This is a genomic window from Streptomyces sp. NPDC048297 (genome assembly GCF_043201585.1).
Lineage (GTDB): Bacteria > Actinomycetota > Actinomycetes > Streptomycetales > Streptomycetaceae > Streptomyces.
Map to the genome: position 1 here is coordinate 184,672 of NZ_JBICZA010000002.1, position 23,319 is coordinate 207,990.

General features: G+C 72.8%; 21 protein-coding genes and 1 pseudogene. 5 read left to right on the plus strand and 17 right to left on the minus strand.

Features of this window, described 5'->3' with window-relative positions:
• Positions 1-3 precede the first annotated feature (3 nt).
• Positions 4-462, plus strand: coding sequence for a Crp/Fnr family transcriptional regulator (locus ACGFYV_RS02825; RefSeq protein WP_393876531.1), 459 nt, complete (start codon positions 4-6; stop codon positions 460-462).
• A gap of 28 nt (positions 463-490) precedes the next feature.
• On the opposite strand, the gene ACGFYV_RS02830 is transcribed toward ACGFYV_RS02825, so the two are convergent.
• From ACGFYV_RS02830 to ACGFYV_RS02845, 4 genes are all read right to left on the minus strand, one after another.
• Positions 491-1,018, minus strand: a complete 528-nt coding sequence (locus ACGFYV_RS02830; RefSeq protein WP_393876532.1) for a universal stress protein — start codon at positions 1,016-1,018, stop codon at positions 491-493.
• Positions 1,019-1,023: 5 nt separating this feature from the next.
• On the minus strand, positions 1,024-2,280 hold the full coding sequence (locus ACGFYV_RS02835) for an SLC13 family permease (protein ID WP_393876533.1): 1,257 nt from the start codon (positions 2,278-2,280) through the stop codon (positions 1,024-1,026).
• A 55-nt stretch (positions 2,281-2,335) separates the two neighbouring features.
• The gene (locus ACGFYV_RS02840; protein ID WP_393876534.1) at positions 2,336-2,938 is read right to left on the minus strand and encodes a hypothetical protein; all 603 of its coding nucleotides are present in this window, start codon (positions 2,936-2,938) and stop codon (positions 2,336-2,338) included.
• A gap of 238 nt (positions 2,939-3,176) precedes the next feature.
• A complete protein-coding gene (locus ACGFYV_RS02845) occupies positions 3,177-4,988 on the minus strand; it encodes a GAF domain-containing protein (protein WP_393876535.1) in 1,812 nt (603 codons plus the stop codon).
• A 289-nt stretch (positions 4,989-5,277) separates the two neighbouring features.
• Between ACGFYV_RS02845 and ACGFYV_RS02850 the strand changes: the two genes are divergently transcribed.
• Positions 5,278-5,766: a pyridoxamine 5'-phosphate oxidase family protein gene (locus tag ACGFYV_RS02850; protein ID WP_393876536.1), complete on the plus strand. Its 489-nt coding sequence runs from the start codon at positions 5,278-5,280 to the stop codon at positions 5,764-5,766.
• 12 nt (positions 5,767-5,778) lie between these two features.
• Here ACGFYV_RS02850 and ACGFYV_RS02855 read toward each other — a convergent pair whose 3' ends face one another.
• Together ACGFYV_RS02855 and ACGFYV_RS02860 are read right to left on the minus strand one after the other, a co-directional pair.
• On the minus strand, positions 5,779-6,849 hold the full coding sequence (locus tag ACGFYV_RS02855; RefSeq protein ID WP_393876537.1) for a zinc-dependent alcohol dehydrogenase family protein: 1,071 nt from the start codon (positions 6,847-6,849) through the stop codon (positions 5,779-5,781).
• A gap of 82 nt (positions 6,850-6,931) precedes the next feature.
• Positions 6,932-9,397: a phosphoketolase gene (locus tag ACGFYV_RS02860; RefSeq protein WP_393876538.1), complete on the minus strand. Its 2,466-nt coding sequence runs from the start codon at positions 9,395-9,397 to the stop codon at positions 6,932-6,934.
• 238 nt (positions 9,398-9,635) lie between these two features.
• On the opposite strand from ACGFYV_RS02860, the gene ACGFYV_RS02865 reads away from it, so the two are divergent.
• The gene (locus ACGFYV_RS02865) at positions 9,636-10,328 is read left to right on the plus strand and encodes a response regulator (RefSeq protein WP_393876734.1); all 693 of its coding nucleotides are present in this window, start codon (positions 9,636-9,638) and stop codon (positions 10,326-10,328) included.
• Positions 10,329-10,342: 14 nt separating this feature from the next.
• Here ACGFYV_RS02865 and ACGFYV_RS02870 read toward each other — a convergent pair whose 3' ends face one another.
• The 3 genes from ACGFYV_RS02870 to ACGFYV_RS02880 all read right to left on the minus strand — a co-directional run bounded on the left by ACGFYV_RS02870 (position 10,343) and on the right by ACGFYV_RS02880 (position 12,808).
• A complete protein-coding gene (locus tag ACGFYV_RS02870) occupies positions 10,343-10,816 on the minus strand; it encodes a universal stress protein (protein ID WP_393876539.1) in 474 nt (157 codons plus the stop codon).
• 163 nt (positions 10,817-10,979) lie between these two features.
• Complete coding sequence (locus ACGFYV_RS02875) at positions 10,980-11,621, minus strand: response regulator (RefSeq protein ID WP_393876540.1); 642 nt, start codon at positions 11,619-11,621, stop codon at positions 10,980-10,982.
• Positions 11,618-12,808 (minus strand): sensor histidine kinase, encoded by a 1,191-nt coding sequence (locus ACGFYV_RS02880; protein ID WP_393876541.1) that lies wholly within the window; start codon positions 12,806-12,808, stop codon positions 11,618-11,620. The genes ACGFYV_RS02875 and ACGFYV_RS02880 overlap by 4 nt, the downstream gene beginning before the upstream one ends.
• A 237-nt stretch (positions 12,809-13,045) precedes the next feature.
• Between ACGFYV_RS02880 and ACGFYV_RS02885 the strand changes: the two genes are divergently transcribed.
• Positions 13,046-13,609, plus strand: coding sequence for a heme-binding protein (locus tag ACGFYV_RS02885; protein ID WP_393876542.1), 564 nt, complete (start codon positions 13,046-13,048; stop codon positions 13,607-13,609).
• A 176-nt stretch (positions 13,610-13,785) separates the two neighbouring features.
• Here ACGFYV_RS02885 and katG read toward each other — a convergent pair whose 3' ends face one another.
• The 4 genes from katG to ACGFYV_RS02905 all read right to left on the minus strand — a co-directional run bounded on the left by katG (position 13,786) and on the right by ACGFYV_RS02905 (position 18,680).
• Entirely contained in the window at positions 13,786-16,014 is a 2,229-nt protein-coding gene (gene katG, locus ACGFYV_RS02890; RefSeq protein ID WP_393876543.1) for a catalase/peroxidase HPI, read from the minus strand.
• A gap of 33 nt (positions 16,015-16,047) precedes the next feature.
• A complete protein-coding gene (locus ACGFYV_RS02895; RefSeq protein ID WP_393876544.1) occupies positions 16,048-16,485 on the minus strand; it encodes a Fur family transcriptional regulator in 438 nt (145 codons plus the stop codon).
• Between the two features lie 236 nt (positions 16,486-16,721).
• Complete coding sequence (locus tag ACGFYV_RS02900; RefSeq protein WP_393876545.1) at positions 16,722-17,183, minus strand: GNAT family N-acetyltransferase; 462 nt, start codon at positions 17,181-17,183, stop codon at positions 16,722-16,724.
• Positions 17,184-17,300: 117 nt separating this feature from the next.
• The gene (locus ACGFYV_RS02905; RefSeq protein ID WP_393876546.1) at positions 17,301-18,680 is read right to left on the minus strand and encodes a serine hydrolase domain-containing protein; all 1,380 of its coding nucleotides are present in this window, start codon (positions 18,678-18,680) and stop codon (positions 17,301-17,303) included.
• A gap of 298 nt (positions 18,681-18,978) precedes the next feature.
• Between ACGFYV_RS02905 and ACGFYV_RS02910 the strand changes: the two genes are divergently transcribed.
• Positions 18,979-20,190, plus strand: a complete 1,212-nt coding sequence (locus ACGFYV_RS02910; protein ID WP_393876547.1) for an acyltransferase family protein — start codon at positions 18,979-18,981, stop codon at positions 20,188-20,190.
• Positions 20,191-20,255: 65 nt separating this feature from the next.
• Here ACGFYV_RS02910 and ACGFYV_RS02915 read toward each other — a convergent pair whose 3' ends face one another.
• From ACGFYV_RS02915 to ACGFYV_RS02930, 4 genes and pseudogenes are all read right to left on the minus strand, one after another.
• Positions 20,256-20,495, minus strand: coding sequence for a chaplin (locus ACGFYV_RS02915; protein WP_393876548.1), 240 nt, complete (start codon positions 20,493-20,495; stop codon positions 20,256-20,258).
• A 41-nt stretch (positions 20,496-20,536) separates the two neighbouring features.
• Positions 20,537-20,964: pseudogene (locus tag ACGFYV_RS02920) on the minus strand (inositol monophosphatase family protein); the annotation flags it as partial.
• Positions 20,964-22,802, minus strand: coding sequence for an RICIN domain-containing protein (locus ACGFYV_RS02925; protein ID WP_393876549.1), 1,839 nt, complete (start codon positions 22,800-22,802; stop codon positions 20,964-20,966). The pseudogene ACGFYV_RS02920 and the gene ACGFYV_RS02925, both read right to left, overlap by 1 nt.
• Positions 22,803-22,915: 113 nt before the next feature.
• Entirely contained in the window at positions 22,916-23,068 is a 153-nt protein-coding gene (locus ACGFYV_RS02930) for a hypothetical protein (RefSeq protein ID WP_393876550.1), read from the minus strand.
• Positions 23,069-23,319: the final 251 nt, after the last annotated feature.

The window sequence follows — 23,319 nt, forward strand, 5'->3', positions numbered from 1 at the left end:
GCGATGACCTCCGCGACCACCATGACCACGGCACTGGAACCCGAGTACCGTGAACGGCTGATGCACCTCGCCCGCGAGGTCTCCTTCGAGGCCGGTACCCGCCTCTTCGAGGAGGGCCGGCGCGCCGACCGGTTCTGGATCGTGCGCACCGGAACCGTCGCCCTCGACCTGCGGGTGCCCGGCCGTCGCCCCGCCGTCATCGAGTCGCTCGGACACGGCGAGCTGGTCGGCTGGTCCTGGCACTTCCCGCCCCGCCTGTGGCAGCTCGGCGCCGAGGCGATGAGCCCGGTACGGGCCTGGGAGTTCGACGCCGACGCCGTAGGGGAGCTGTGTGCGCGGGATCCCGCGTTCGGCCGGGCCGTCGCGGTCTGGGTCGGCCGGGTCGTCGCCCAGCGCCTGCACGCCTCCCGCATCCGCCTGCTCGACCTCTACGCCCCGTACGGCAGCGGTACGACGGCCTGAGCGCCCGGTACCCCGTACCGGTCTGCCGCTAGCGATGATGCGGCGGGTCCGGCGGGTGTGACGGATGCGGCGCGTGTGGCGGGTGTGGCGGGATGGTGGTGATGCCGGGGGCCGGCTCGGGCCACACCAGCAGCAGGGGGCACGGGGCGTGGTCGACGATGAACCGGCTGGCCGGCCCGAGGCTGCGCGGCCCGAGACGGGTGCGGTCGCCGTCACGGGCGAGGACGAGCAGATCGGCGCCCTCGGCCGCGGCGACGACTTCCCGCTCGACGCGGCCGGTGCGGTCGACGCGGGCGCACGGACGCCCCAGACGCCGCGCCGCGTCGTCGAGGAGCTGGTCGGCACTGGCGGCGGCGAGGTGCTCCACTCGTGTGCCGGGATCGCGTTCGGGGTGGCCCCGGCCGAGCAGACCCGCGAACGCGCTGTGCGCCGCGCCCGGAACGTCGGCCGGGGTGACGTGGAGCAGCACGATGTCGGCGTCGTCGGCCGCGTGGGTGTGGACCGCGTCGATGCCGGCGGGCCAGGTGCCCTCGGTGATCCAGACGATGATTCTCACGGTGGTCAGCCTCCGACGAGGGTGAGCGAGGTCCACAGTGCCACCACCGACAGCCCCAGGGCCGCCGGCACGGTGAGTACACCGAGCCGAGTGAACTCACCGAGTTCGACATCTCCGTCGTGGTCGTGGACGATGCGCCGCCACAGCAGGGTGGCCAGGGAGCCGGCGTAGGTGAGGTTCGGGCCGATGTTCACGCCGAGCAGGACCGCCAGGACCGCTCCCGGGCCCGACGGGGCGGTCAGTGGCAGCAGCACCAGCACGGCGGGCAGGTTGTTGATGACGTTGGCCAGCGCGGCGGCCAGGGCCGCGATGCCGAGCAGGGCCACCAGGCCCGTACCGCTCGGGATCAGGTGTCCGAGCCCCCTCGCCAGCCCGTTGTCCACGACCGCGCGGACCACCAGGGCCAGGGCCAGGACGAACGCGAGGAACGGCACCGCGGCGGCGCGCGCGACGGTGGTGAGCGTGGTACGGCACTGGGCCAGAGCCCGCACGGCGAGCACCACGGCTCCCGCGAGGGCCGCCCAGGCGGGGTTGACGTCCACGGCCGAGGTCAGGACGAACCCGGCCAGCGTGCACGCGACGGTGACCAGCGCGAACACCGGCAGTTCGGGGGGCTCGGCGGTGTGCGGCGCCTGGGCCCCCGCGTCCAGATCGGTGGCGAAGAACCACCTGAAGACCACGTACTCGGTGGCGATGGTGACCAGCCAGGGCAGGGCCATCAGGGTGGCGAAGCGCGTGAAACCCAGCCCGCTGGCGGCGAAGGCCAGCAGGTTCGTCAGGTTGGAGACGGGCAGCAGCAGGGACGCGGTGTTCGACAGGTGGGTGCAGGCGTAGACGTGCGGTTTCGGCCGGGCGCCGAGCCGGGCGGCCGTGGCGAACACCACCGGCGTGAGCAGCACGATCGTGGCGTCCAGACTGAGCACCGCGGTGATCACCGAGGCGGTCGCGAAGACCTGCGCCAGCAGGCGGCGCGGACGCCCCGCGGCCCTGCGGGCCATCCATGCCCCGCACGCCTGGAACAGTCCCTCGTCGTCGCAGAGCTGGGCCAGGACCAGGACGGCCGCGAGGAACCCGATCACCGGCCCGAGCCGCTCGGCCTCCTCGCGGGCGTGCCCCAGCGAGAGCGCTCCGGTGGCGACGACCACGCCCGCGGCCGGGACGGCGACCACCGCCTCCGGCCATCCGAACGGGCGTATGACGGCGCACGCGAGCACAGCGAGGAGCAGCACGACGGAGAGCGCCTCCGCCACCGATGAGTTCACGAGCAGATCTTCTCCCCGGCACCGCCGGTCGGCCGCATCGGGAAGCTCGCCCCCGTCAGCCCCTGCCTCCGCTCAGGTTCCGCCATTCGGGCTCGACCCGCCGCCATTCCTCGTCCCACTCGGCCAGCCGGCGCCGCACCAGCCGGGCCCGGACCAGCCGTCCGCCGGCCCATACGGTCGTGCCGGCGACCTGCGCGACGAGCACTCCGGCGAGGACGGTCTGCAGCAGGGCCTCCGACCTGTCGGCGGGCGGCGAGACCATGTGGTCCGCACGGTCGGCCCAGACGGTCACCGAGGAGCCGGCCGGAGTGCCGGGGACGACCTTCGCGCGGTCCGTGTGCACGGTGCCGTCGGCGGTCGTCCACCGTACGGTGGCCCAGACCCGGCCGTCCTCGTACCCGCTCTCGTTGGGCAGGGTCCGCGCCGCGGCGTCGGTGAGGACGGCGGACACGGGGTGCACCTCGGCCCGCCGTGCGGAGAACGTCTCGTCCATGGAGTGGGCCGCGTGCTGGCCGGTGAACACACCGGCCGCCACGGCGAGGAGCCAGGTGACGAGCACGATCCAGGCCTCGACGACGTCACAGTGCCGCTTGAGGGGGTTGCGCTTCCAGCGCCACAGCCGCACCCGGGTGACCGTCGTGGGAGGTCTCCGTGTCATGGTCGCCGCCTCCTCTCGCGTGCCGGCGGCAGTCCGCCCGCGCGAGGCGGACCGTGGGCGGCACCAGGGCCGTGTCACGGACCCGGCCCATGAGCGTCACGACACCATCGTGCACCTCCGTCCGGGCGTCCGCCGAACGGGGGACCGAAACGTCCCCGCACCGGCGCCGTACCGCCCACGGCCCCCGCGCCCGCCTCGCCCACTGCGCCCACCGCCGACCGCACCTGCCACTTGCCGCCTACCGCTCAGACAGCGGCACCCACCACTCGATCACCGCGCCGCCGCCCTCAGGGCCGGACCCCTCACGGCCGGCCACCTCACGCCCGGCCACCTCACGGCCGACCCCCTCACGGCCGGACGCTTCGCCGCTGGACACCTCCAGCCCTCCGCCCAGCTGCCGCGCCCGCTCGGACATGTTCCGCAGCCCGCTGCGGCGGCCGTCCGGCGGGATGCCGACGCCGTCGTCCGAGACGGTCAGGCGCAGCGTGCGGCCGTCGGTCCGCAGGCGCACGTCCGCCCGGTGGGCGTGGGCGTGGCGGGCGATGTTGGTGAGGGCCTCGGAGAGGACGGCCACGACGTGGTCGGCGATCTCGCGCGGTACGTCGGTGTCGAGCAGGCCCTCCATGCGGACGGAGGGCGCGAAGCCCAGGACCGGGGCCGCGTCGCCGGCCACGTGCACGACCCGGGCGCGCAGCCCGCTGCCGGTCGCGCCGTCGCGGGTGCGCAGCCCGAAGATCGTGGAGCGGATGATCTTGATGGTCTCGTCGAGGTCGTCCACGGCGCGCAGGACCCGTTCGGAGGCCTCCGGGTGCTCGATGAAGCGGCCCGCGCTCTGCAGGGTCATCCCGGTGGCGAAGAGCCGCTGGATGGCCAGGTCGTGCAGGTCCCGGGCGATCCGGTCGCGGTCCTGGAGGAGCGCGATCCGCTCGGCGTCCTGCCGGCGCTCGGCGAGTTCCATGGCGATGGCGGCCTGTGCGGCGAAGGCCCCCAGCATCTCGGTCTCCTTGCCGGAGAAGACCGGGCGGCCGGCCTCGCGGGCGAGCAGCACCACGCCCCGCACCCCGTGCTCACCCGTGCCGATGGGGACGGCGACGGCCGGGCCGAGGCCGTGAAAGCGCGGGGGGTCGGGCGCGACCCGCTGGTCGTGGGCGACGTCGTCGCTGGTGACCGGGGCGGCGGCGGAGAACGCCAGGCCCATCAGGCTCTTGTCCAGGGGGAGCACGAGCCCCCGGTGCGCTTCCGCCTCGACGCCGAGGGCGATCTCGACGCCGAGCGAGCCGCCGCCCTCCAGCGGCATCGCGACGGCGGCCAGGGCCGAGTCGGTGATCTCCCGGGCCCGTTCGGCGATCAGGCCCAGGGCCTCGGCGCGCTCGCTGCCGGACATCAGGCTGTGGGTGATCTGCACGTTCGCCCGCAGCCAGCGCTCGCGCAGCCGGGACTCCTCGTACAGGCGCGCGTTGTCGATCGCGACGCCTGCCGCGACGGCCAGCGTCGACAGGACGGACTCGTCCTCCGCGTCGAACTCGGCGCCGCCGCGTTTCTCGGTCAGGTACAGGTTGCCGAAGACCTGGTCGCGGATGCGGATCGGGACGCCGAGGAAGCTGTTCATCGGCGGGTGGTGGGGCGGGAAGCCGTAGGAGGCCGGGTGATCGGAGAGCTTCGACAGGCGCAGCGGTTCCGGGTGCCGGATCAGCTCCCCGAGGATGCCGTGCCCCTGCGGGTAGGGGCCGATCACGGCGATCTGCTCCGCGCCGACGCCGACGGTGTGGAAGGCCGACAGGGTCCGGCCGTCCGGCCCGATGACGCCGAGGGCGGCGTACTCCGCGTCCACGAGGACCGCGGCCGCGTCCACCAGGGAGTGCAGGACCTGCTCCAGCTCCAGCTCCCGGCCGACGGACAGGACCGCCTCCAGCAGGGTGTGCACCCGGTCCCGGGTGCCACGGGCCGCGTCGAGCCGTGCCTGGACCTCCTCCAGCAGCTCGTCGAGCTTGAGCTGCGGCAGCCGTATGCGGGGCGCGTCGGGGCCGGTCACCACGTTCCTCCCGGTCACCACGATCCTCTTGGTCCCCGCGGTGCGGGGATCCGGACCGGGGGCTCTCTTCACCGTATCGGCCCCGGCGCGGGTCCGTTACGCCCGGGGGGCGTGGGACGGCCGGTCCTCGGCGGGGGCCGAACGGCACTGGAGCGCGGGGACGCCGTCCATGACAGTGGGATCAGGAGCGGCACCGGTTCCCCCGCGGTGTCGCTCCGTCTCCTCCCCCGGTCGCAGCCCCGCGTCGCGGCCCCCGAACCCGCGTCACACCGCCGACGCCCGCATCGCACCCCCGAAGAAGTGGGCCATGATCCGTGACGACCGCCCCGCACACCGGCGTATCGACCTCGACCGTGCCGAGGCGCTGCGGCTGCTGGGCAGTGTGTCCCTGGGCAGGATCGTCTTCACCCGGCAGGCCCTGCCGGCCGTCCGGCCGGTCCGGCATGTGCTGGACGGGGGCGACATCGTCTTCCGCGTCCCCGAGGACACGGCCCTGACCGTGCCGGACCGGCGGGACCACGGGGAGGACGGGGCCGGCGGGGACTACGGGGACTACGGGGACTACGGGGACGAGGTCGGTGTGGTGGTCGCGTTCGAGGCCGACGCGATCGACCCGGACACGCACCTCGGCTGGAGCGTGGTGGTCACGGGGTACGCCCGCCCGGTCACCGATCCCGGTGAACTGGCCCGGATCCGGGGGCTGCTGGGCCCGTGGGAGCAGCGACCGGACGCGGACCGGGCGGTGCGTGTCCGCCCGGATCTGATCAGCGGGATGCTCCTCGTCCGGGACGCGTGACACAGCCGGTGGTCAGGCCGCGGGCACGACCACCTCCGCGTGGGGTTCGGCGCCGAGCACCACCTTGAGGGCGCCGGTCTCGGCGGCCCGGGAGAAGACCTCGTACGCCTCCTCCATGAGGCCGAGCGGGAAGGTGTGGGTGACCATCTCGGCGGTGGGCAGCCGGCCCGCGGTGGCCATCCGCAGCAGGGTGGGCGTGGAGTAGGTGTCCACAAGTCCGGTGCTGATCGTGACGTCCCTGATCCACAGGTCTTCGAGGTGCAGCGTGGCCGGCTTGCCGTGCACCCCGATGTTGGCCACGTGTCCGCCGGGGCGGACCATGCGGGTACACAGCTCGAAGCTCTCCGGGACGCCGACCGCCTCGATGACGACGTCCGCGCCGAGCTCGTCCGTCAGGTCGTCCACCAGCTGGCGGGGCGCCTCGTTCGCGTCGGCCACCGCGTCCGCGCCGAACCGCCGGGCCGCCTCAAGGCGGGCCGGTACCAGGTCCACCGCGATGATCCGCTCCGGCGAGAAGAAGCGGGCCGTGGCGATCGCCGCGAGCCCGATCGGGCCGGCGCCGACCACGACCACGGTGTCGCCGGGCCGTACCCGGCCGTTGAGGACGCCCACCTCGTACGAGGTGGGGAAGATGTCCGCCAGCAGCACGGCGTCCTGGCCGCGTATGCCACCGGAGAGCGAGTACACGGACAGGTCGGCGTACGGCACGCGGACGTACTCGGCCTGGGTGCCGTCGACCAGGTGCCCGAGGATCCAGCCTCCGCCGCCCCGGCACTGCCCGTAACGCCTCTCGCGGCAGAACCGGCACTGGCCGCAGGAGGTGATGCAGGAGACCAGGACCCGGTCACCGGGCCGGACGCCGCGCACGTCGCCGCCGGTCTCGACGACCTCGCCGACGGCCTCGTGGCCCAGGACCGTTCCGGGCTGCACCTCGGGCACGTCGCCCTTGAGGATGTGCAGGTCGGTCCCGCAGATGGTCACGGCCTCGACCCTGACGATGGCGTCGGTGGGGTCCTTGATCGCCGGGTCCGGGACGTCCTGCCAGGCGGACTGTCCCGGGCCGTGGAAGACGAAACCTTTCATGGCGCTCCTCACCCTCTCCGGAGGAACGGGCTGTCCCTCCGGTGTGACGGGGTGTCCGGCCGGGCGGCGGCCGGACGGGTGTTCAGCTGTTCCAGCTCCACGCCGCGACCTCGGGCATGTCGGTCCCGTGGGCGCGGATCCAGGCGTGGTGGCGGGTGCGGGCGTCGGCCATCGCCTGGCGTACGGGGGCGGCGCGTACGGCGAGGCCGGGGACCCGGTCGATGACGTCCATGACGAGACGGAACCGGTCGAGGTCGTTGCGCACGACCATGTCGAACGGGGTGGTCGTGGTGCCGGACTCCTTGTAGCCGCGCACATGCAGGTGGTGGTGTCCGGTACGCCGGTAGGCGAGGCGGTGGATGAGCCACGGGTAGCCGTGGTACGCGAAGATCACCGGCTTGTCGGTCGTGAAGAGGCCGTCGTACTCGAAGTCCCGCATGCCGTGCGGGTGTTCGTCGTAGGGCAGCAGCCGGGTCATGTCGACGACGTTGACCACGCGCACCGCGAGGTCGGGCAGGTGCCGGCGCAGCAACTGCGCGGCGGCCAGCACCTCCAGGGTGGGGACGTCGCCCGCGCAGGCGAGGACCACGTCGGGTTCGCCGCCGTTGTCGGTACCGGCCCACTCCCAGATGCCGGCGCCGCGCGCGCAGTGGGCCTCGGCCTCTTCCATGGAGAGCCAGTCGAAGCAGGGCTGCTTGCCGGCGACGACCACGTTGACGTAGTCGCGGCTGCGCAGGACGTGATCAGCCACGGACAGCAGGGTGTTGGCGTCCGGCGGCAGGTAGACGCGGACGACCTCGGGGCTCTTGTTGAGGACGTGGTCGACGAAGCCGGGGTCCTGGTGGGAGAAGCCGTTGTGGTCCTGGCGCCACACATGGGAGGTGAGCAGGTAGTTGAGGGAGGCGACGGGGGCGCGCCAGGGCAACTGCCGGGAGGTCTTCAGCCACTTGATGTGCTGGTTGACCATCGAGTCGACGATGTGCACGAACGCCTCGTAGCAGGAGAACAGCCCGTGCCGCCCGGTCAGCAGATAGCCCTCCAGCCAGCCCTGGCAGAGGTGTTCGGACAGGACCTCCACGACCCGGCCGTGCCGGTCCAGGTGTTCGTCGACCGGGAGCACCGCGGCCTGCCAGGCCTTGCCGCTGGCGTCGAAGACGGCGTCCAGCCGGTTGGAGGCGGTCTCGTCCGGGCCGACCAGCCGGAAGTTGCGGTCGGCGGCGGTGTCCTTCATGACGTGTTCGAGGAGGCCGCCGAGGATCCGGGTGGGCTCGCGCAGTGTGCTGCCGGGCTTGTCGACCGGGACGGCGAAGGTGTCGAGGGGCGGGATCGGGAGATCGCGCACGAGCAGGCCGCCGTTGGCGTACGGGGTGGAGCCGAGGCGCCTCGCTCCCTCGGGGACGCAGGCGAGGACGTCGGCGACAGGCCGGCCGTCGGCATCGAAGAGTTCCTCGGGCCGGTACGAGCGCAGCCACTGCTCCAACTGCCGCAGATGCTGCGGGTTTTCCCGGACGCCGGGCAGCGGGACCTGGTGGGCCCGCCAGGTGCCCTCGACCGGTACGCCGTCCACCTCGGCCGGTCCGGTCCAGCCCTTCGGGGTGCGCAGCACGATCACCGGCCAGCGCGGGCGTTCTGCGTCGCCGTCCTCGACGTCCGCGCGGGCGGTGCGGCCGTCGCCGTCCTCGCCGGCGGTGCGGCCGTCGCCGTCCGCGCGGGCGGTGCGCTGGATCAGGTCGATGCGGTCGAGGGCGGTGTCGAGGGCGGTGGCCAGGGCGCGGTGCACCTCGGCGGGGTCGTCGCCGCTGACGTACAGGGGCTCGTGGCCGTATCCCCGCAGCAGCGCGTCGAGTTCGGCCTCGGGGAGCCGGGCGAGGAGGGTCGGGTTGGCGATCTTGTAGCCGTTGAGGTGCAGAACGGGCAGCACGGCTCCGTCGTGCACGGGGTCGAGGAACTTGTTGGAGTGCCACGAAGCGGCCAGCGGTCCGGTCTCCGCCTCGCCGTCGCCGATGACGCAGGCCACGACGAGGCCGGGGTGGTCGAAGGCGGCGCCGTAGGCGTGCGCGAGCGAGTAGCCGAGTTCCCCGCCCTCGTGGATCGAGCCCGGGGTCTCCGGCGCCACGTGGCTCGGCACGCCGCCCGGGAACGAGAACTGGCGGAACAGCGTCGCCATGCCGGCCGCGTCCCGGGTCACGTCCGGGTAGGTCTCGGTGTAGCTGCCCTCGAGCCAGGAGCCGGCGAGGACGGCGGGCCCGCCGTGCCCCGGCCCCCACACGCACAGCGCGTCCAGCCCGCGCTTCTTGATCACGCGGTTGAGGTGCGTGTACACGAGGTTGAGGCCGGGCGAGGTGCCCCAGTGGCCGAGCAGACGGGGCTTGATGTGCTCGGGCCGCAGCGGTTCGGTCAGCAGGGGGTTGGCCAGCAGGTAGATCTGGCCTGCGGCCAGGTAGTTGGCGGCGCGCCAGTGCGCGTCCAGGGTGCGCAGTTCCTCGTCGGTGAGTTCGGTGAGTACCGAGGTGGCGGCGGGGGCGTCCGGGTGGTCGGCCTGTGACATGGAAGGCTCCGGAAGTCGTCGTCGGTGGTCGGCCGGTATGCGGGGAACATCACGACATGTCCGAGACTACGGCCACCGGGCACACCCCGCGGTACGGCGCTGATCCGCTTCCAGCGTGGCGGTCCGGGCGCCCGCGGGGACAGGGGCCGAACGGCCCTGGTGCCCGCCGTGCCGGGGAGTGATGATCGGTGTCGGGGCCGTCCGCAGCCTGTCCCCGACCGCGGAACGAGAGGTCGTCATGCCGCAGCCGCGCACCTTCACCGCACAGGATCCGATCCGGGTGTTCCTGCTGGACGACCACGAGGTCGTCCGGCGCGGTCTGAGCGACCTGCTCGACGCCGAGCCGGACATCAGCGTGGTCGGCGACGCGGACACGGCCGAGCACGCCCTGGTGCGCGGCCCCGCCCTGCGCCCGCACGTGGCCGTCCTCGACGTGCGTCTGCCGGACGGCGACGGCATCACGGTCTGCCGGGAACTGCGCGACCGCATGCCGGAGCTGGCGTGTCTGATGCTGACCTCGTTCGACGACGAGGAGGCCCTGCTCGACGCGATCATGGCCGGCGCCGCGGGCTATGTGCTGAAGCAGATCAAGGGGTCCGACCTGGTGTCGGCCGTGCGGACGGTCGCCTCCGGGCAGTCGATGCTCGACCCCGAGACGACGGCCCGCCTCATGCGTTCCCTGCGCGCCGACCCCGCCGAGACGCCGTCGCTGCCGCCCGAGCTGGCAAGCCTGTCGCCCCGGGAGAGGGACGTCCTCGCTCTCATCGGGGACGGCCTGACCAACCGCGAGATCGGCAGGAAGCTGTTCCTGTCGGAGAAGACCGTCAAGAACCACATCTCCCGGCTGCTGGCCAAGCTGGGCGTGCAGCGCCGGGTCCAGGCGGCGGTCCTCGCCTCCGAACTGCACCGGCACACCACCGACTCGCGCTGACGCCCCCTTCGTCGTCAGTCCGTACCCGTACCCGTGCCCGTACCGTGCTCGGCCTCGGGGCGCACGATCACCACGGGGCAGCTCGCGTGGTACGACACGTGCTGGCTGACGGAACCCAGCAGGGCGCGGGCGAATCCGCCCCGGCCCCGGCTGCCGACGACCAGGGCCTCGGCTCCCTCGCTGGCCCGCAGCAGGACGTCGGCCGGGTTGCCGTGCACCACGAGCGCCCGTACGGAGGCCGCCGCCTCGGTGCCGAGCGCCGCGGTCAGGTCCGTCGTGATCTGATCCCGGGTGTCCTCCTCGTCGACGTCCAGGTCCACCGCGGGCGCCGACCAGCCGTACATGCCCGGAAGCTCCCAGGCCGCCACCGCGTCCACGGTGCCGCCCAGGAGTGCGGCATAGCGCACCGCCCAGCGCACCGCCGCGTACGAGGTCGACGAGCCGTCGACACCCACCACGACCCTGGGCCGGGAAACCTCCGCGTCCATGCGTCCCACCTCTCTCGCGGCCGGGGCAGGCCTCGGGGCGTTCACCCCTCCCTCCCCACGCTGCGCGAGGTGGCGCCGCACCGCCACAGCAGCGCACCCGCTCAGGGCACCGGCGCATCGCGTGAGGCAACGGCGCATCGGCTCAGGACGGCGGCGCACCGGCTCAGGACAGCAGCCGCTGCTCCTTCGCGACCGCGACCGCGCCCGCCCGGGTGTCCACGCCGAGCTTGTCGTAGATGCGGCGCAGATGGGTCTTGACCGTGGCCTCGCTGATGAAGAGGGCGCGGGCGATCGCGTGGTTGGGCAGACCGCGGGCGAGGTGGGCGAGGATGTCGCGTTCGCGCGGGGTGAGGGCGGGGCGCGGGTTGCGCAGGCGGGACATGACGAGGTCCGCGACCGGGGGCGACAGCGCCGGGCGGCCCTGGGCGGCGGAGTGGATGGCGGCGAACAGGTCCTCAGGGCGCTCGGCCTTCAGGAGGTAGCCGGTGGCGCCCGCCTCGATGGCGCGGGTGACGTCGGCGTCGGTGTCGTACGTCGTCAGGACCAGCACGTGCGGTGCGGGTGCGGCGGACAGCAGTCGGCGGGTGGTCTCCACGCCGTCGATGCCGTCTCCCAGTTGCAGGTCCATGAGGACGACGTCCGGGTTCACCTTGCGGGCGAGGGCGAGGGCCTCCTCACCGCTGCCCGCCTCGCCGACGACCTCGATGTCCGGCGCGCTGTGCAGGAGCGCGAGGAGTCCGGCGCGTACGACGGCGTGGTCGTCGCAGACGAGGATGCGCACGGGCGTTTCGGGTGTCTCGTTCATCGCCGCTCCAAGGGGATCGCCGCCGACAGTGCCGTGCCCTCGCCGGGGGCCGACTCGATGGTCAGGGTGCCACCCAGCTGGCGCAGGCGGGCGCGGATGGCGGGAAGGCCGTGGCCCCGTCCCTCGGCGGCCGGGACCGCCCCCGTGTCGAATCCGTGGCCGTCGTCCGTCACATCCAGGACGATCTGGTCCTCCAGGCAGGTCAGGGTGAGGGTGACCGTCGTGGCGCCCGCGTGTTCACGGACGTTGGCCAGCGCGCCCTGCGCGATCCGCAGCAGGGCCGACTCCACGGGGGCGGGCAGCACGGCGGGCGGTGTGCCCTCGGTGTGGACGCGGACCGTGAGTGTGGACGACGTCTCCCGTTCGGCGACCGCCTCCAGGGCCCGCGGCAGGCCGCCGCCCCCGGCGAGGTCGGCGGGGGTCAGGTCGTGGACGAAGCGGCGGGCCTCGGCGAGGCTCTGCTCGGCGATGCCGGCCGCCGTGCGGACATGGTCGCGGGCCGTGCCGGGGGCGCTGTCCCAGAGCCGGTCCGCGGCCTGCAGCAGCATCCGCTGGCTGGACAGGCCCTGGGCGAGGGTGTCGTGGATCTCCCGGGCCAGCCGCTCCCGTTCGGCGAGGGTGCCCTCGCGGCGTTCGGTGGCGGCCAGGACCCGGCGGGTGCGGACCAGATCGGCGATCAGGGCGTCGCGGCGGGCCGCCTCGCGCTGCATGAGGACGTAGACGGTCGTGGCGACGGCGGCGACGGCCGGGGGCGCGAGCAGCAGGTTGGGGTCCCACCAGCCCGCGAGGCGCAGCTGCGCCGCCACCACGAGCGCCGTCAGCAGCGTGACGAGCGGCACGGCGGCGCGCGGCGGAAGCGTGCGCAGGCCGGTGAAGAAGAGCGGTACGGCGCACCAGGCGAAGCTGGGCGCGAGGACGACGAGCAGGGCCCAGGTGGCGACGACCAGGGCCAGCCAGGTCAGCCGGCGCAGGGTGGGGCGGGCGCCGGGCGCGGGACCGAGCAGGTACAGCACGGCCAGCAGCACGGAGAGCCCGATGATCCAGGGGGTGCGCGGGCCCTCGGCGTGCCGGGCCAGGAAGCGGGCGACGGACGCCGCCAGCAGCAGGTAGAACGCCGTGTGCATGACGAAGGCGAGGGTGCGGCCCTCGTCCTGCTCGGGCGCGGCCATCGGCCTCGCCTCCCTCATGTCCGCTCCCTTGTCCACCGTCTCGCCGCAACCCCGCTCCCGCGCCTGATCTCGGCGTTGAACTGGGCAAACACCCTTCATTGTTCCCTGGCCCGCAGCGTACGGGGGTCATCCGATCGGATGACCCCCGGGACCACCGGTCCGTCGACGGGGAAGGGCCGCTCGCGGACCGAGGATCGGCGAGGGAGCGACACCGCCCCCACGTCCCCGTGCTTCCCACCGAGGAGAGGTCCTGTCATGCCCAGCCGCAAGCAGCCGTCCAGCCGTCGTCGCGTCCTGCTCGGTGGTGCCGTCCTCGCGCTGGCCGGCGCGGGTGTCGTCGGTACGGTCGCCGCCAGCGCCACGGGTCCGGGCGACAGCGCCGCCCCGGCCTCGGTGTCCCCGCGCAAGGGCGCCCTCACGCGAAGCACACACCTCTCCCTCGGCGCGGCCACCGAGGCGGCGCGGGCCGCGGTCGACGCGGCGAGGAAGGACGGCCGGCAGGTGTCGGTGGCGGTCGTCGACCGCGACGGCAACACGCTGGTCACGCTGCGCGGTGACGGCGCGGGCCCGCAGTCGTACGAGGCGGCCCGGCGCAAGGCGTTCACCGCGGTCTCCTGGAACGCGCCCACCTCGGAGCCGGCCGGGCGCCTTGAGCAGGCGCCGGCCCTGAAGGACATCCCGGGCACGCTGTTCCTCGGCGGCGGCGCCCCGGTCACCGCGAAGGGTGCCCCGGTCGCGGGCGTCGGCGTCGCGGGCGCCCCGTCCGGCGACCTGGACGAGAAGTACGCGCGGGCGGGCGTGGCGGCGCTCGGCCACTGAGCGTCGCCCCTGGCGGCTCTGGCGGCTCTGGCGTCCGTGGCGGTTCTGGCGTCCGTGGCGGTTCTGGCGCCCCTGACGTCCCTGGTGCCCCTGGCACGACGACGGCGTCCGGTCCCGACCCTGCCGGGTCGGACCGGACGCCGTCTCACGGTGTGTTCAGGCCTTCACCGCGGTGCTCAGGCGACGTCGAACCGGTCGAGGTTCATGACCTTGTCGAACGCCGCGACGAAGTCCTTCACGAACTTCTCCTTGGCGTCGTCCGAGGCGTACACCTCGGCGAGCGCGCGCAGCTCGGAGTTCGAGCCGAAGACCAGGTCGGCACGGGTGCCGGTCCACTTGACCGCGCCGGTGGCCGCGTCGCGGCCCTCGAACGTGGTCTGGTCCTCGGACGTCGACTTCCACGCCGTACCCAGGTCGAGCAGGTTGACGAAGAAGTCGTTCGTCAGCGTGCCGGGCGTCTCGGTGAGGACACCGTGGCGCGAGCCCTGGTGGTTGGCGCCCAGGACGCGCAGGCCGCCGACGAGGACGGTCATCTCGGGGGCGCTCAGGCCGAGCAGGTTCGCCCTGTCGAGCAGCAGGTACTCGGCCGGCAGGCGGCTGCCCTTGCCCACGTAGTTGCGGAAGCCGTCCGCGCCCGGCTCCAGCACCGCGAAGGACTCGGCGTCGGTGTGCTCCTCGCCCGCGTCGACACGACCGGGGGTGAAGGGCACCTCGACCTCGTGGCCGCCGTCCTTGGCCGCCTTCTCCACGGCCGCGACGCCGCCGAGGACGACGAGGTCGGCCAGGGAGACCTTCTTGGCGCCGGAGGAGGCGTTGAACTCCTGCTGGACGCCCTCCAGCACACGCAGCACCTGGGCCAGCTCGTCGGGCTCGTTGACCTCCCAGCCGCGCTGCGGCTGCAGCCGGATACGGCCGCCGTTGGCGCCGCCGCGCTTGTCGCTGCCGCGGAAGGTGGACGCGGACGCCCACGCGGTGGAGACCAGCTGGGCCACGGTCAGACCCGAGTCGAGCAGCTTGGCCTTGAGGGCCGTGACGTCCGCGCCGTCGATCAGCTCGCCCTCGCGCTCCGGCAGCGGGTCCTGCCACAGCAGCGTCTCCTGCGGGACCTCCGGGCCGAGGTACAGCGACTTCGGGCCCATGTCGCGGTGGGTCAGCTTGTACCAGGCGCGGGCGAAGGCGTCCGCGAACTGGTCGGGGTTCTCGTAGAAGCGGCGGGCGATCGGCTCGTAGATCGGGTCGAAGCGCAGCGACAGGTCCGTCGTCAGCATGCTGGGCGCGATCTTCTTCGACGCGTCGTGGGCGTGCGGGACCGTGCCCTCGCCCGCGCCGTCCTTCGGCTTCCACTGGTTGGCGCCGGCGGGGCTCTTCGTCAGCTCCCACTCGTAGCCGAAGAGGTTCTCGAAGAAGCCGTTGCTCCACCGGATCGGCGTGGTGGTCCAGGTGACCTCCAGGCCGGAGGTGATGGCGTCCGCGCCCTTGCCGGTGTTGAACGTGCTCCGCCAGCCCAGGCCCTGCTCCTCGAAGCCGGCGGCCTCGGGGTCGGCGCCGACGTTGTCGGCCGGGCCCGCGCCGTGGGTCTTGCCGAAGGTGTGGCCACCCGCGATGAGGGCGACGGTCTCCTCGTCGTTCATCGCCATGCGGCCGAACGTCTCACGGATGTCGCGGGCCGCGGCCAGCGGGTCCGGGTTGCCGTTGGGGCCCTCCGGGTTGACGTAGATGAGGCCCATCTGGACGGCGCCGAGCGGGTTCTCCAGCTCGCGGTCGCCGGTGTAGCGCTTGTCGTCGAGCCAGGTGGTCTCGGGACCCCAGTAGACGTCCTCCTCCGCCTCCCACACGTCCTCGCGGCCACCGCCGAAGCCGAAGGTCGTGAAGCCCATGGACTCCAGCGCGACGTTGCCCGACAGGACCAGGAGGTCGGCCCAGGACAGGCTCTTGCCGTACTTCTTCTTCACCGGCCACAGCAGCCGGCGGGCCTTGTCCAGGTTGGCGTTGTCCGGCCAGCTGTTCAGCGGCGCGAAGCGCTGCTGTCCGGCGCCGGCGCCGCCGCGGCCGTCACTGACGCGGTAGGTGCCCGCGCTGTGCCAGGCCATACGGATGATCAGCGGACCATAGTGACCGAAGTCGGCCGGCCACCACTCCTGGGAGGTGGTGAGCACCTCCTCGATGTCCCGCTTGACGGCGGGCAGGTCGAGGGCGTCGAAGGCCTCGGCGTAGTCGAAGCCGTCGTCCATCGGGTTGGCCACGGCAGGGTTCTTGGCAAGGATCTTCAGGTTGAGCCGGTCCGGCCACCACTGGCGGTTGCCGCCGCCCTGCGTCGGGTGCGGGGCGCGGCCGTGCACGACGGGGCAGCCGCCGCTCCCCTCCTCCGACTTTTCCGCGGCGAACTCGTCGTAGTTGTCAGTCATGGCAATCCTTCCGAACTGGACGGAACTCGGTGCTCAGAAACTGCGGCCGGTGGAACAGTCGGGGCAGGTGCCCCAGTAGACGACCTCGGCCTCGTCGATCGCGAAGCCACGGTCGTCGGACGCGGTCAGGCAGGGTGCGTCGCCCACCGCGCAGTCGACGTCGACGACGGCACCGCACGCGCGGCACACGGCGTGGTGGTGGTTGTCGCCGACACGCCCCTCGAAGCGGGCGGGGCTCCCGGCCGGTTCGATACGGCGTACGAGGCCCGCGGCCGTGAGGGCGTGCAGGGCCTCGTAGACAGCCTGGAGAGAAATGTGGCCCACGCGTTCACGGACCCCCGAGGCGATCGCCTCGACGCCGAGGTGGTCGCCGTCCCGGACGGTCTCCAGCAGCGCGACGCGGGCCGCCGTCACGCGCAGGCCGGCACCGCGCAGCTCCTCGGCGGTGGTCGGAGTCGGGGATGCGGTCATGAGGCCGAACCTACCCTCATAAACACGAAGGATTCAAGAAAACGAACCATGCAATTCTGGTTTCCTGACCGCACCCGGGAATTTGCCTGCGCACAACATTCCCGCGCATGCCTGCGAACGCGCCGCGCACACCTCGTACGCATCATGTGACCCCGCCCCCGCCGGGGCGCAGCGGCAAGCCGGGGGATCCTTCGTACGGGTGAGTGCGGTGGTACGGCGGCACGGCGCCGGGGGCGTCACGGCGCGCCGAGCCGGCGCTCGAAGACTATGCGGTCGACTCCGGGCCCGTCGTAGTCGGGGACGGGGCCGGTGACCGTGAATCCCATCGCGGCGTGAAAGGCGACGGAGCGCCGGTTCTGCGGGGAGGTGATCGCCCTGACCCGCGTACGGCCATCGGCCTCGGCCTGCCCGAAGAAGCGCTCGTACAGACGGCGGGCCAGTCCCGCACCGCGCAGCCGGGGCGCCACGCCGACGACGTGGATGTAGGCGGCGTCGGGCGCCGACGGGGACATCAGCCCGACGAGGAAGCCCGCCAGGCCGGTGTCGTCCTCGGCGATCAGGCTCGTGCGGTGGAAGTGGTCGAGGAAGAGGCGGGGCAGCACCGAGCTGATCGGCCGCTCCCACCACTCGTCCACGACGGCGACGATCCGGTCGTGGTCACCGGGTTCGGCGGGCCGCACACGCACGCTCCGATTCATGATCGGGATGCTTCCAGTGCGGGCGCGACCTGTCCACAGCACACCGCCGGAACCCCGCGCCCGCCTCCGCCTTCTCTCCCCCGCCTTCCCCCGTCTCCCCCGCGCCCGCCTCCGCGATCAGGAGGTCTCGCGGACCCGGCCGAAGAGCCGGCCCGCGAGGTCGACGCCGGTGACCGTGCCGTCGTCGTCGAGCGTGAAGAAGCCCCGCTGACCCTTCAGGCCGCCCTCCGTGATGATGTACTCGGCGCCGTCGCCGGGCAGGAATCCGAGGCCGGCCGGCGGGTAGTCCGGCGGCATCTCGGTCCCGGACGCGGCACGGATCTCCGGCTTGATCCCGACGGCGAGCGTGAGCCGGGACCCGTCGGCGGCGATGTCCAGGTCCATGGCGCCGATCTCGTACCGGCCGGCGACCGCACGGGCCCGCGCCTCGTCGTGCGGGACCGGCTCGGGGTCGCGGTCCACCACGCCGAGGTGGTGTTCGAGGGCCCAGCGGGCGACGGACTGGTTGAACCGGTACCCGTCCGGCCCGCCGTTCGCCAGGGCGACGACGGCGAAGTCCCTCTCGGGCACGAGGAGCAGTTCCGCGAAGTGGCCGTGGCCCGACCCGCCGTGCCCGACGGTGCGCACGCCGTCCACGTCCCGCAGGAACCAGCAGATGCCGAAGGCGTCCCCGAGTGTGCTGCCACGCAGCGCGACCGTTTGCGTCCGCATGCTTCGCAGTGCCTCGACGGGCAGCACGCCCTCGCCGGTGCCGAGGTGGAACCGGGCCCAGCGCAGCAGGTCGCTCGCGCACGAGACGAGTCCGCCGCCGCCGGGATTGTTGGCACGGCCGCCGGCCCGGTACACGTTCCACGGCCGCACGGCCCGCATCGTGCCGTCCTCGCCCCGGTTGTGGCCCCGGGCGAAGCGGCCGGCCATGGCGTCGTCCAGGTCGTAGCACGTGCCGGACATCCCGAGCGGCTCCAGGACCAGGGAGGTCACGGCCCGTTCGAACGGCACTCCCGTGACCTTCTCGATCACTCGTCCGGCGAGGTTGAATCCGGCCTGGCTGTACGAGGCCCGGGTGCCGGGCGGCGCGATGACGTCGAGGGTCGCCATCCGGTCCACGAACGCGGGCAGGGAGAGGTCCTCCGCATCGGCGTCCATGAGGTTCCAGCCCAGGCCCGCGGTGTGGTTGAGCAGGTTCATCACGGTGATCCGCCCGGCCGACCGCTCGTCGGCCAGCCGGAGTCCGGGCACGTACCGGCGCACCGGCGCGGAGAGCTCCACCCTGCCCTCGGAGGCCAGGCGCATGAGCGCGGTGGCGGTGAAGGACTTGCTGATCGACGCCACGGGGAAGAGTGACTTCTCGTCCACCGGGAGCGGGTCCTCGATGCTTCGCACCCCGTGCGAGACGAACGTCTCCCGACCGTCCGCCAGAACCGCGACGGCCACGCCCGGGACGTCGAACTCCCCGGCCGTCGCCGCCACGAACTCCGCCAGCGCCTGCTGCGTCACGATGACCCCTCCCCTTTGCTTGAACTAAGTACAAGTGGAGGATAGAGCACCACCTGAACAAAGTGCAAGTACTCACTTGAACTAAGTACACGCGACATGGCGGCACGTCCGCCGCGCGGGCCGGGCGGGCAGACGGCCCTCACTCGTACGGGTGCACCGGGGCGGGCCATCCGTGGCATACCCCGGGTTGTGTCGTTCGGCAGCAGTGTGACCTTTCCGACGTGACGTGAATGAGAGGGCCGGAAGCGGCAACGTTCCCCTTCATGCCCCACGCGAACCTTCTGCGGCAGGTGATTGGATGAGTACGGCGACGACCCGGGCGAACCGGACGCCGCCCGCACGGACCGGCGCGGCCACGAACCCGGCCCCGCCCCCGGACACGTCCAGATCCTCGCCGCCCTCGGCGAGGCCGTCCCTGCCGTCCCTCACCGGGCTGCGGTGGATGGCGGCGCTGCTGGTGTTCGGGCTGCACGTCAACAACTTCGGCTACTTCGGCGGTTACGCCGGTCACCTCGTCCTCTGGGGCTTCGGGGCCGGCGCCACGGGGGTGTCGTTCTTCTTCGTGCTCTCCGGATTCGTGCTGACGTGGTCGGCCCGGCCGCACGACCGTGCGCTCGGTTTCTGGCGGCGGCGCATCGCCCGGGTCTACCCGGTGCACCTGGTGACCCTCTCCGTCGCGTTCCTCATGACGTACACACTGGCCCGGCAGCCGAAGCCGACGGCGTCCCAGGCGCTGGCCAACGTCCTGCTGCTGCATTCCTGGTGGCACCCCTGGTGGCAGACCCTGAACCCGGTCAGCTGGTCACTGGCCTGCGAGGCGTTCTTCTACGCCGCGTTCCCGCTGCTGTTCCTGCTGCTGCGCCGGCTCGGCGCCCGGAGCACCCTGGCGCTCGGCGGCCTCGCGGTGGTGACGGTGCTGGTCCTGGCGCGGGCGGACACCCATCACTGGTGGACGAGCCAGTCGATGTACACCCTGCCCCTCGCCCGCCTGCCCGAGTTCGTCCTCGGCGCGGTCACGGCCCGGCTGGTGCTGCTCGGCCGCTGGCGCGGGCCCGGCCTCGAAGCGTCCCTGGCCCTGGCCGTCATCGGCTACTTCCTCGTCCCGCAGGTCAGCCCCGGCTATCCGGCGACCGTCTGCACCCTGGCCGGGTTCACGGTGCTCATCCCCGCGGCGGCCGTCGCGGACCTGCAGGGGCTGCCCTCGCTGTGGCGGCGCCGGCGGATGGTGCGGCTGGGTGAACTGTCGTTCGCCTTCTACATGATTCACCTGCTGGTCCTGCGCGCGGGCACGAACCTGCTGGGAAACAAGCCGCACTTCGGCATCCTCGCCGGCCTGGCGGTCACCACCGCCGCCTTCACCCTCTCCCTCGTCCTCTCCTGGGTCCTGTACGAGGCGGTCGAACGCCCCGCCAGACGCCTGCTCCTGCGCCGCCGCAGCCGCTCGGCACCCACCGGGGAGAGGGAGCCGCTGCCCTCCGGCCGCGAGGAGACGAAGACCGTCTCGGACTGAACCCCGCCTCCCCGCACACAGCCGTGCGCCGGCCCCCTCGGGAGGGGACCGGCGCACGGGCGTCGTCAGGAGTTGCTGCAGGTGCTGGCGGCGGCCGGGTTCAGCAGACCGATGATGTCGATCGAGTCGCCGCAGAGGTTGATCGGAATGTCGACCGGGACCTGGATCACGTTGCCCGAGACGAGTCCCGGACTGTTGGAGGCCACGCCGGTCGTGGGGTCGGGGTCCGACGCCGCGTGGGCCGCGGTGGCGCCCGTCAGGGCGAGGGCACCGGCAAGAACGGCCGTGGTAGCAAAGCTGCGCATACGCATGAGTTGCCTCACTGGTAGACGATGGAACGTTTCCATCAGACCGGCAGCACGACGGGGCCGCCTGCGCTGGTACGCCGTTCGGGGCGCTGCACGCACCGGGGCATCTCCTCGGGCCGCCGTGTCCGGTTCGCGGCCATCTCCACCAGTGCGGCGTGGGTGCCCTCGTCGGCGGCGGCGATCAGTCCGACGACGCCGGTGCGCAGGGGCCGGCCGTGGAGGCCGGTCGCCGTGCGGCCCGCGGCCCGGCACAGGGCGATGCCGGCCGCGAGGTGCACGCTGTCGCGCAGGTCGCCGTCGGTGACGCAGGCGGCTCTGCGACCGGCGGCCACCCAGGCGAGCGCGAGGGTCGTGGCGACCACCCGGGGGCGGAACCGCTCGCCGAACCCCGGATCGGCCGGCAGCCGGACCGCCCGGAAATCGGGGCGTTGGGGAACGGCGGATCGAGATTGACGTCCACCAGCCTCAACTCCCCGCCCCGGGCGTCGAATTCGGGCGTCCGGTGGGTGTCAGGGACAGGGTCTGCTCAGCCGCGGTACGGCCACCACCGACCGAACTGCCGCTGGAGTCGGTCCAGTTGCGCGGCGCGGCGGTCTCGGCTCGCCGGTCGGGGGTCCCGGACAGGGCGAGGACGAGGCCGCTGTAGCGGTTGACGAGGCGGTAGGTGTGCTCGTCGCCCGCGTTCAGGATCAGGAACCACTGCTGGCCGACGGCCGGTCCGCCGGCCGGTTCCGCGGTGGCCGTCGGCCTGGCACCCCACGCGCGGCCCGCGGTGGAGGCGGAGTCGACGCCCAGCAGGCGCCCGGTCGCGGCGTTGGCGAGGGTGAAGGCACCATCGCCTGTGGGCGTGAAGACCCAGGACTCGCGCGGTGAGCCGGTGGAATCGGCGACGGAGGTCGTCTCCGGACCGCCGGAGGCCTGGGCGAGGACCCTGCCGGTGCCCGCGGCGATGCGGTAGCGGCGGCCGGTCTCCACCGGCGACGCGGCGCGCGCGGCGGTGTCGATCGTGACGTCGACGTACTCGCCGTATGCGTCCTGGTGGCAGCCGAACGCGCAGTAGGAGCGGAACGACCTGCCGACGATCGCGGAGCTGGTGCGGTTGCCGCTGTCGAGGAACCAGCGGTACCAGGAGGCGTTCGTGTAGGCGCCGGTGTCGCCGATGAGATGCCACTTCTGGGAGGCCAGATCGTCGGTGGCGTAGAAGTACTGCGGCGAGTTGCCGCTCTGGTCGACGGCCTGCGGTTCGCCGATGTACAGGCCGAGGTAGGCGTCGTACGCGATGTTCATGACGAACAGCGGGGAGGTCGGGGGCATCGTGCCGGCCGCGATCTGCTCGGCGGAGGTGCCGGTGTTCGCGGGGTCGTACTCGGCAGTGGCGGGGGTGTAGCCGGTGGGGTGGTCGGTGTCGACGGGCACGATGTCGCTCTCCCGGCCGCCCGTGCCGGGCTGGGACCAGGCGCCGTCGTACCACTTGCTCCAGGAGCCGGGCGCCATCTTCGCGGAGATCGGGGCGCGGGCCACGTGCTCGTAGAAGGCCTTCCAGCCGCCCTTCTTGTCCACGATCCGGGAGCCGTAGTAGGCGTAGAAGTAGCCGGAGGCGGTGTCCACGAAGAGACGCTGGTCGCCGTCGCCGTAGGAGTACGTCTGGTTCGGGAAGGCCGTCGTGTCCCCGCGTTTCGTGCTGTACGGGGAGGTGATGACGTGGTCCCTGATGGTCCAGGTGCGGCCCCGGTCGGTGGAGACGGCGTAGTCGATGGCGTCGTAGTGCAGGCCGTCGCCGAAGGGCTGCGGGGTGAACTCGTTGTGGACCAGGCCGTACCAGTCGCCGGTGTCGGGGTCGACCCACACGCCGGACAGGTCGCAGTAGTTCTTCTGCGCGTAGTGCGAGCCGGCCGGGGCGTACGTCGCCTCACGGCCGGTGGGGCTGTTGTTGCACCGCCAGGTGGTGTCGTCGTTGCGGTCGGCGCTGTTGGCCGGGTCGACCGCCCGGCTCAGCTTCTTGTCGAAGGTGGCTGTGTCGAAGTTCCTGCCGGTGTAGAAGTCCCAGGTGCGCGGGTCGTTCGCGCCGTAGAGCGCGGCGGACTGCTGGTAGTGGAACGTGCCGTCGCGGTCGATGTAGGGCGTGGCGGGGGTGTCCGTGGGGTTGTCGAACGGTACCGGTGTCCCCACGGTCACGCTGTACGCCGCGCCGTCGCCGGCGCCGGTGTCGGGGGAGGCGGCGGACGCCGGGGCCGCTGTGCCGCCGCCCAGGACCAGGGCGACGACCGTGGCCACGGCGCCGCCCGCTCTGCTCAAGAGTCGCACGAGTGCTCCTTGTTGCCGAAGGGCCGGTTGCACCGGAACGATCCGGGCAGGGCCGCCGCCGCGGCAATGGACTCCCCTGCTCGCCCTCTTGCACTTTCGCGGCGGCGCGCCGCTCACGCCTGCGGGCCGAGGTCCTCGTCGAGCGGTGTCTCCCAGTCCAGTTGACGGATCAGCGTCTCGTCCGCGCTCAGGGCGTCGGGGGTGTGCAGGCCGAGCGCGGCCGCCGACCCCGCGATACCGCCGCCGATCACCAGGATGCGTGCCATCGGTCCACCCCACCGTCCCGTTGCGCCGTCTGGGTCGTAGGCACAGGTACGCCATGGACGGCGGGCGGGCAAACCATGGCGACCACATCCGGTCGCGCCCCCGGTCCCCCGACTGGTCCCTCAGCCGGTCGCTCAGCTGGTCCCTCACCAGGTCCCTCAGCCGGTCGCTCAGCCGGTCCGTCGTTCCGGGATCCTGCGTGGACGGTCGGGTGCCGTGCGCACGGAACGGGTGGCCCCGGGGTGGCGGGGTC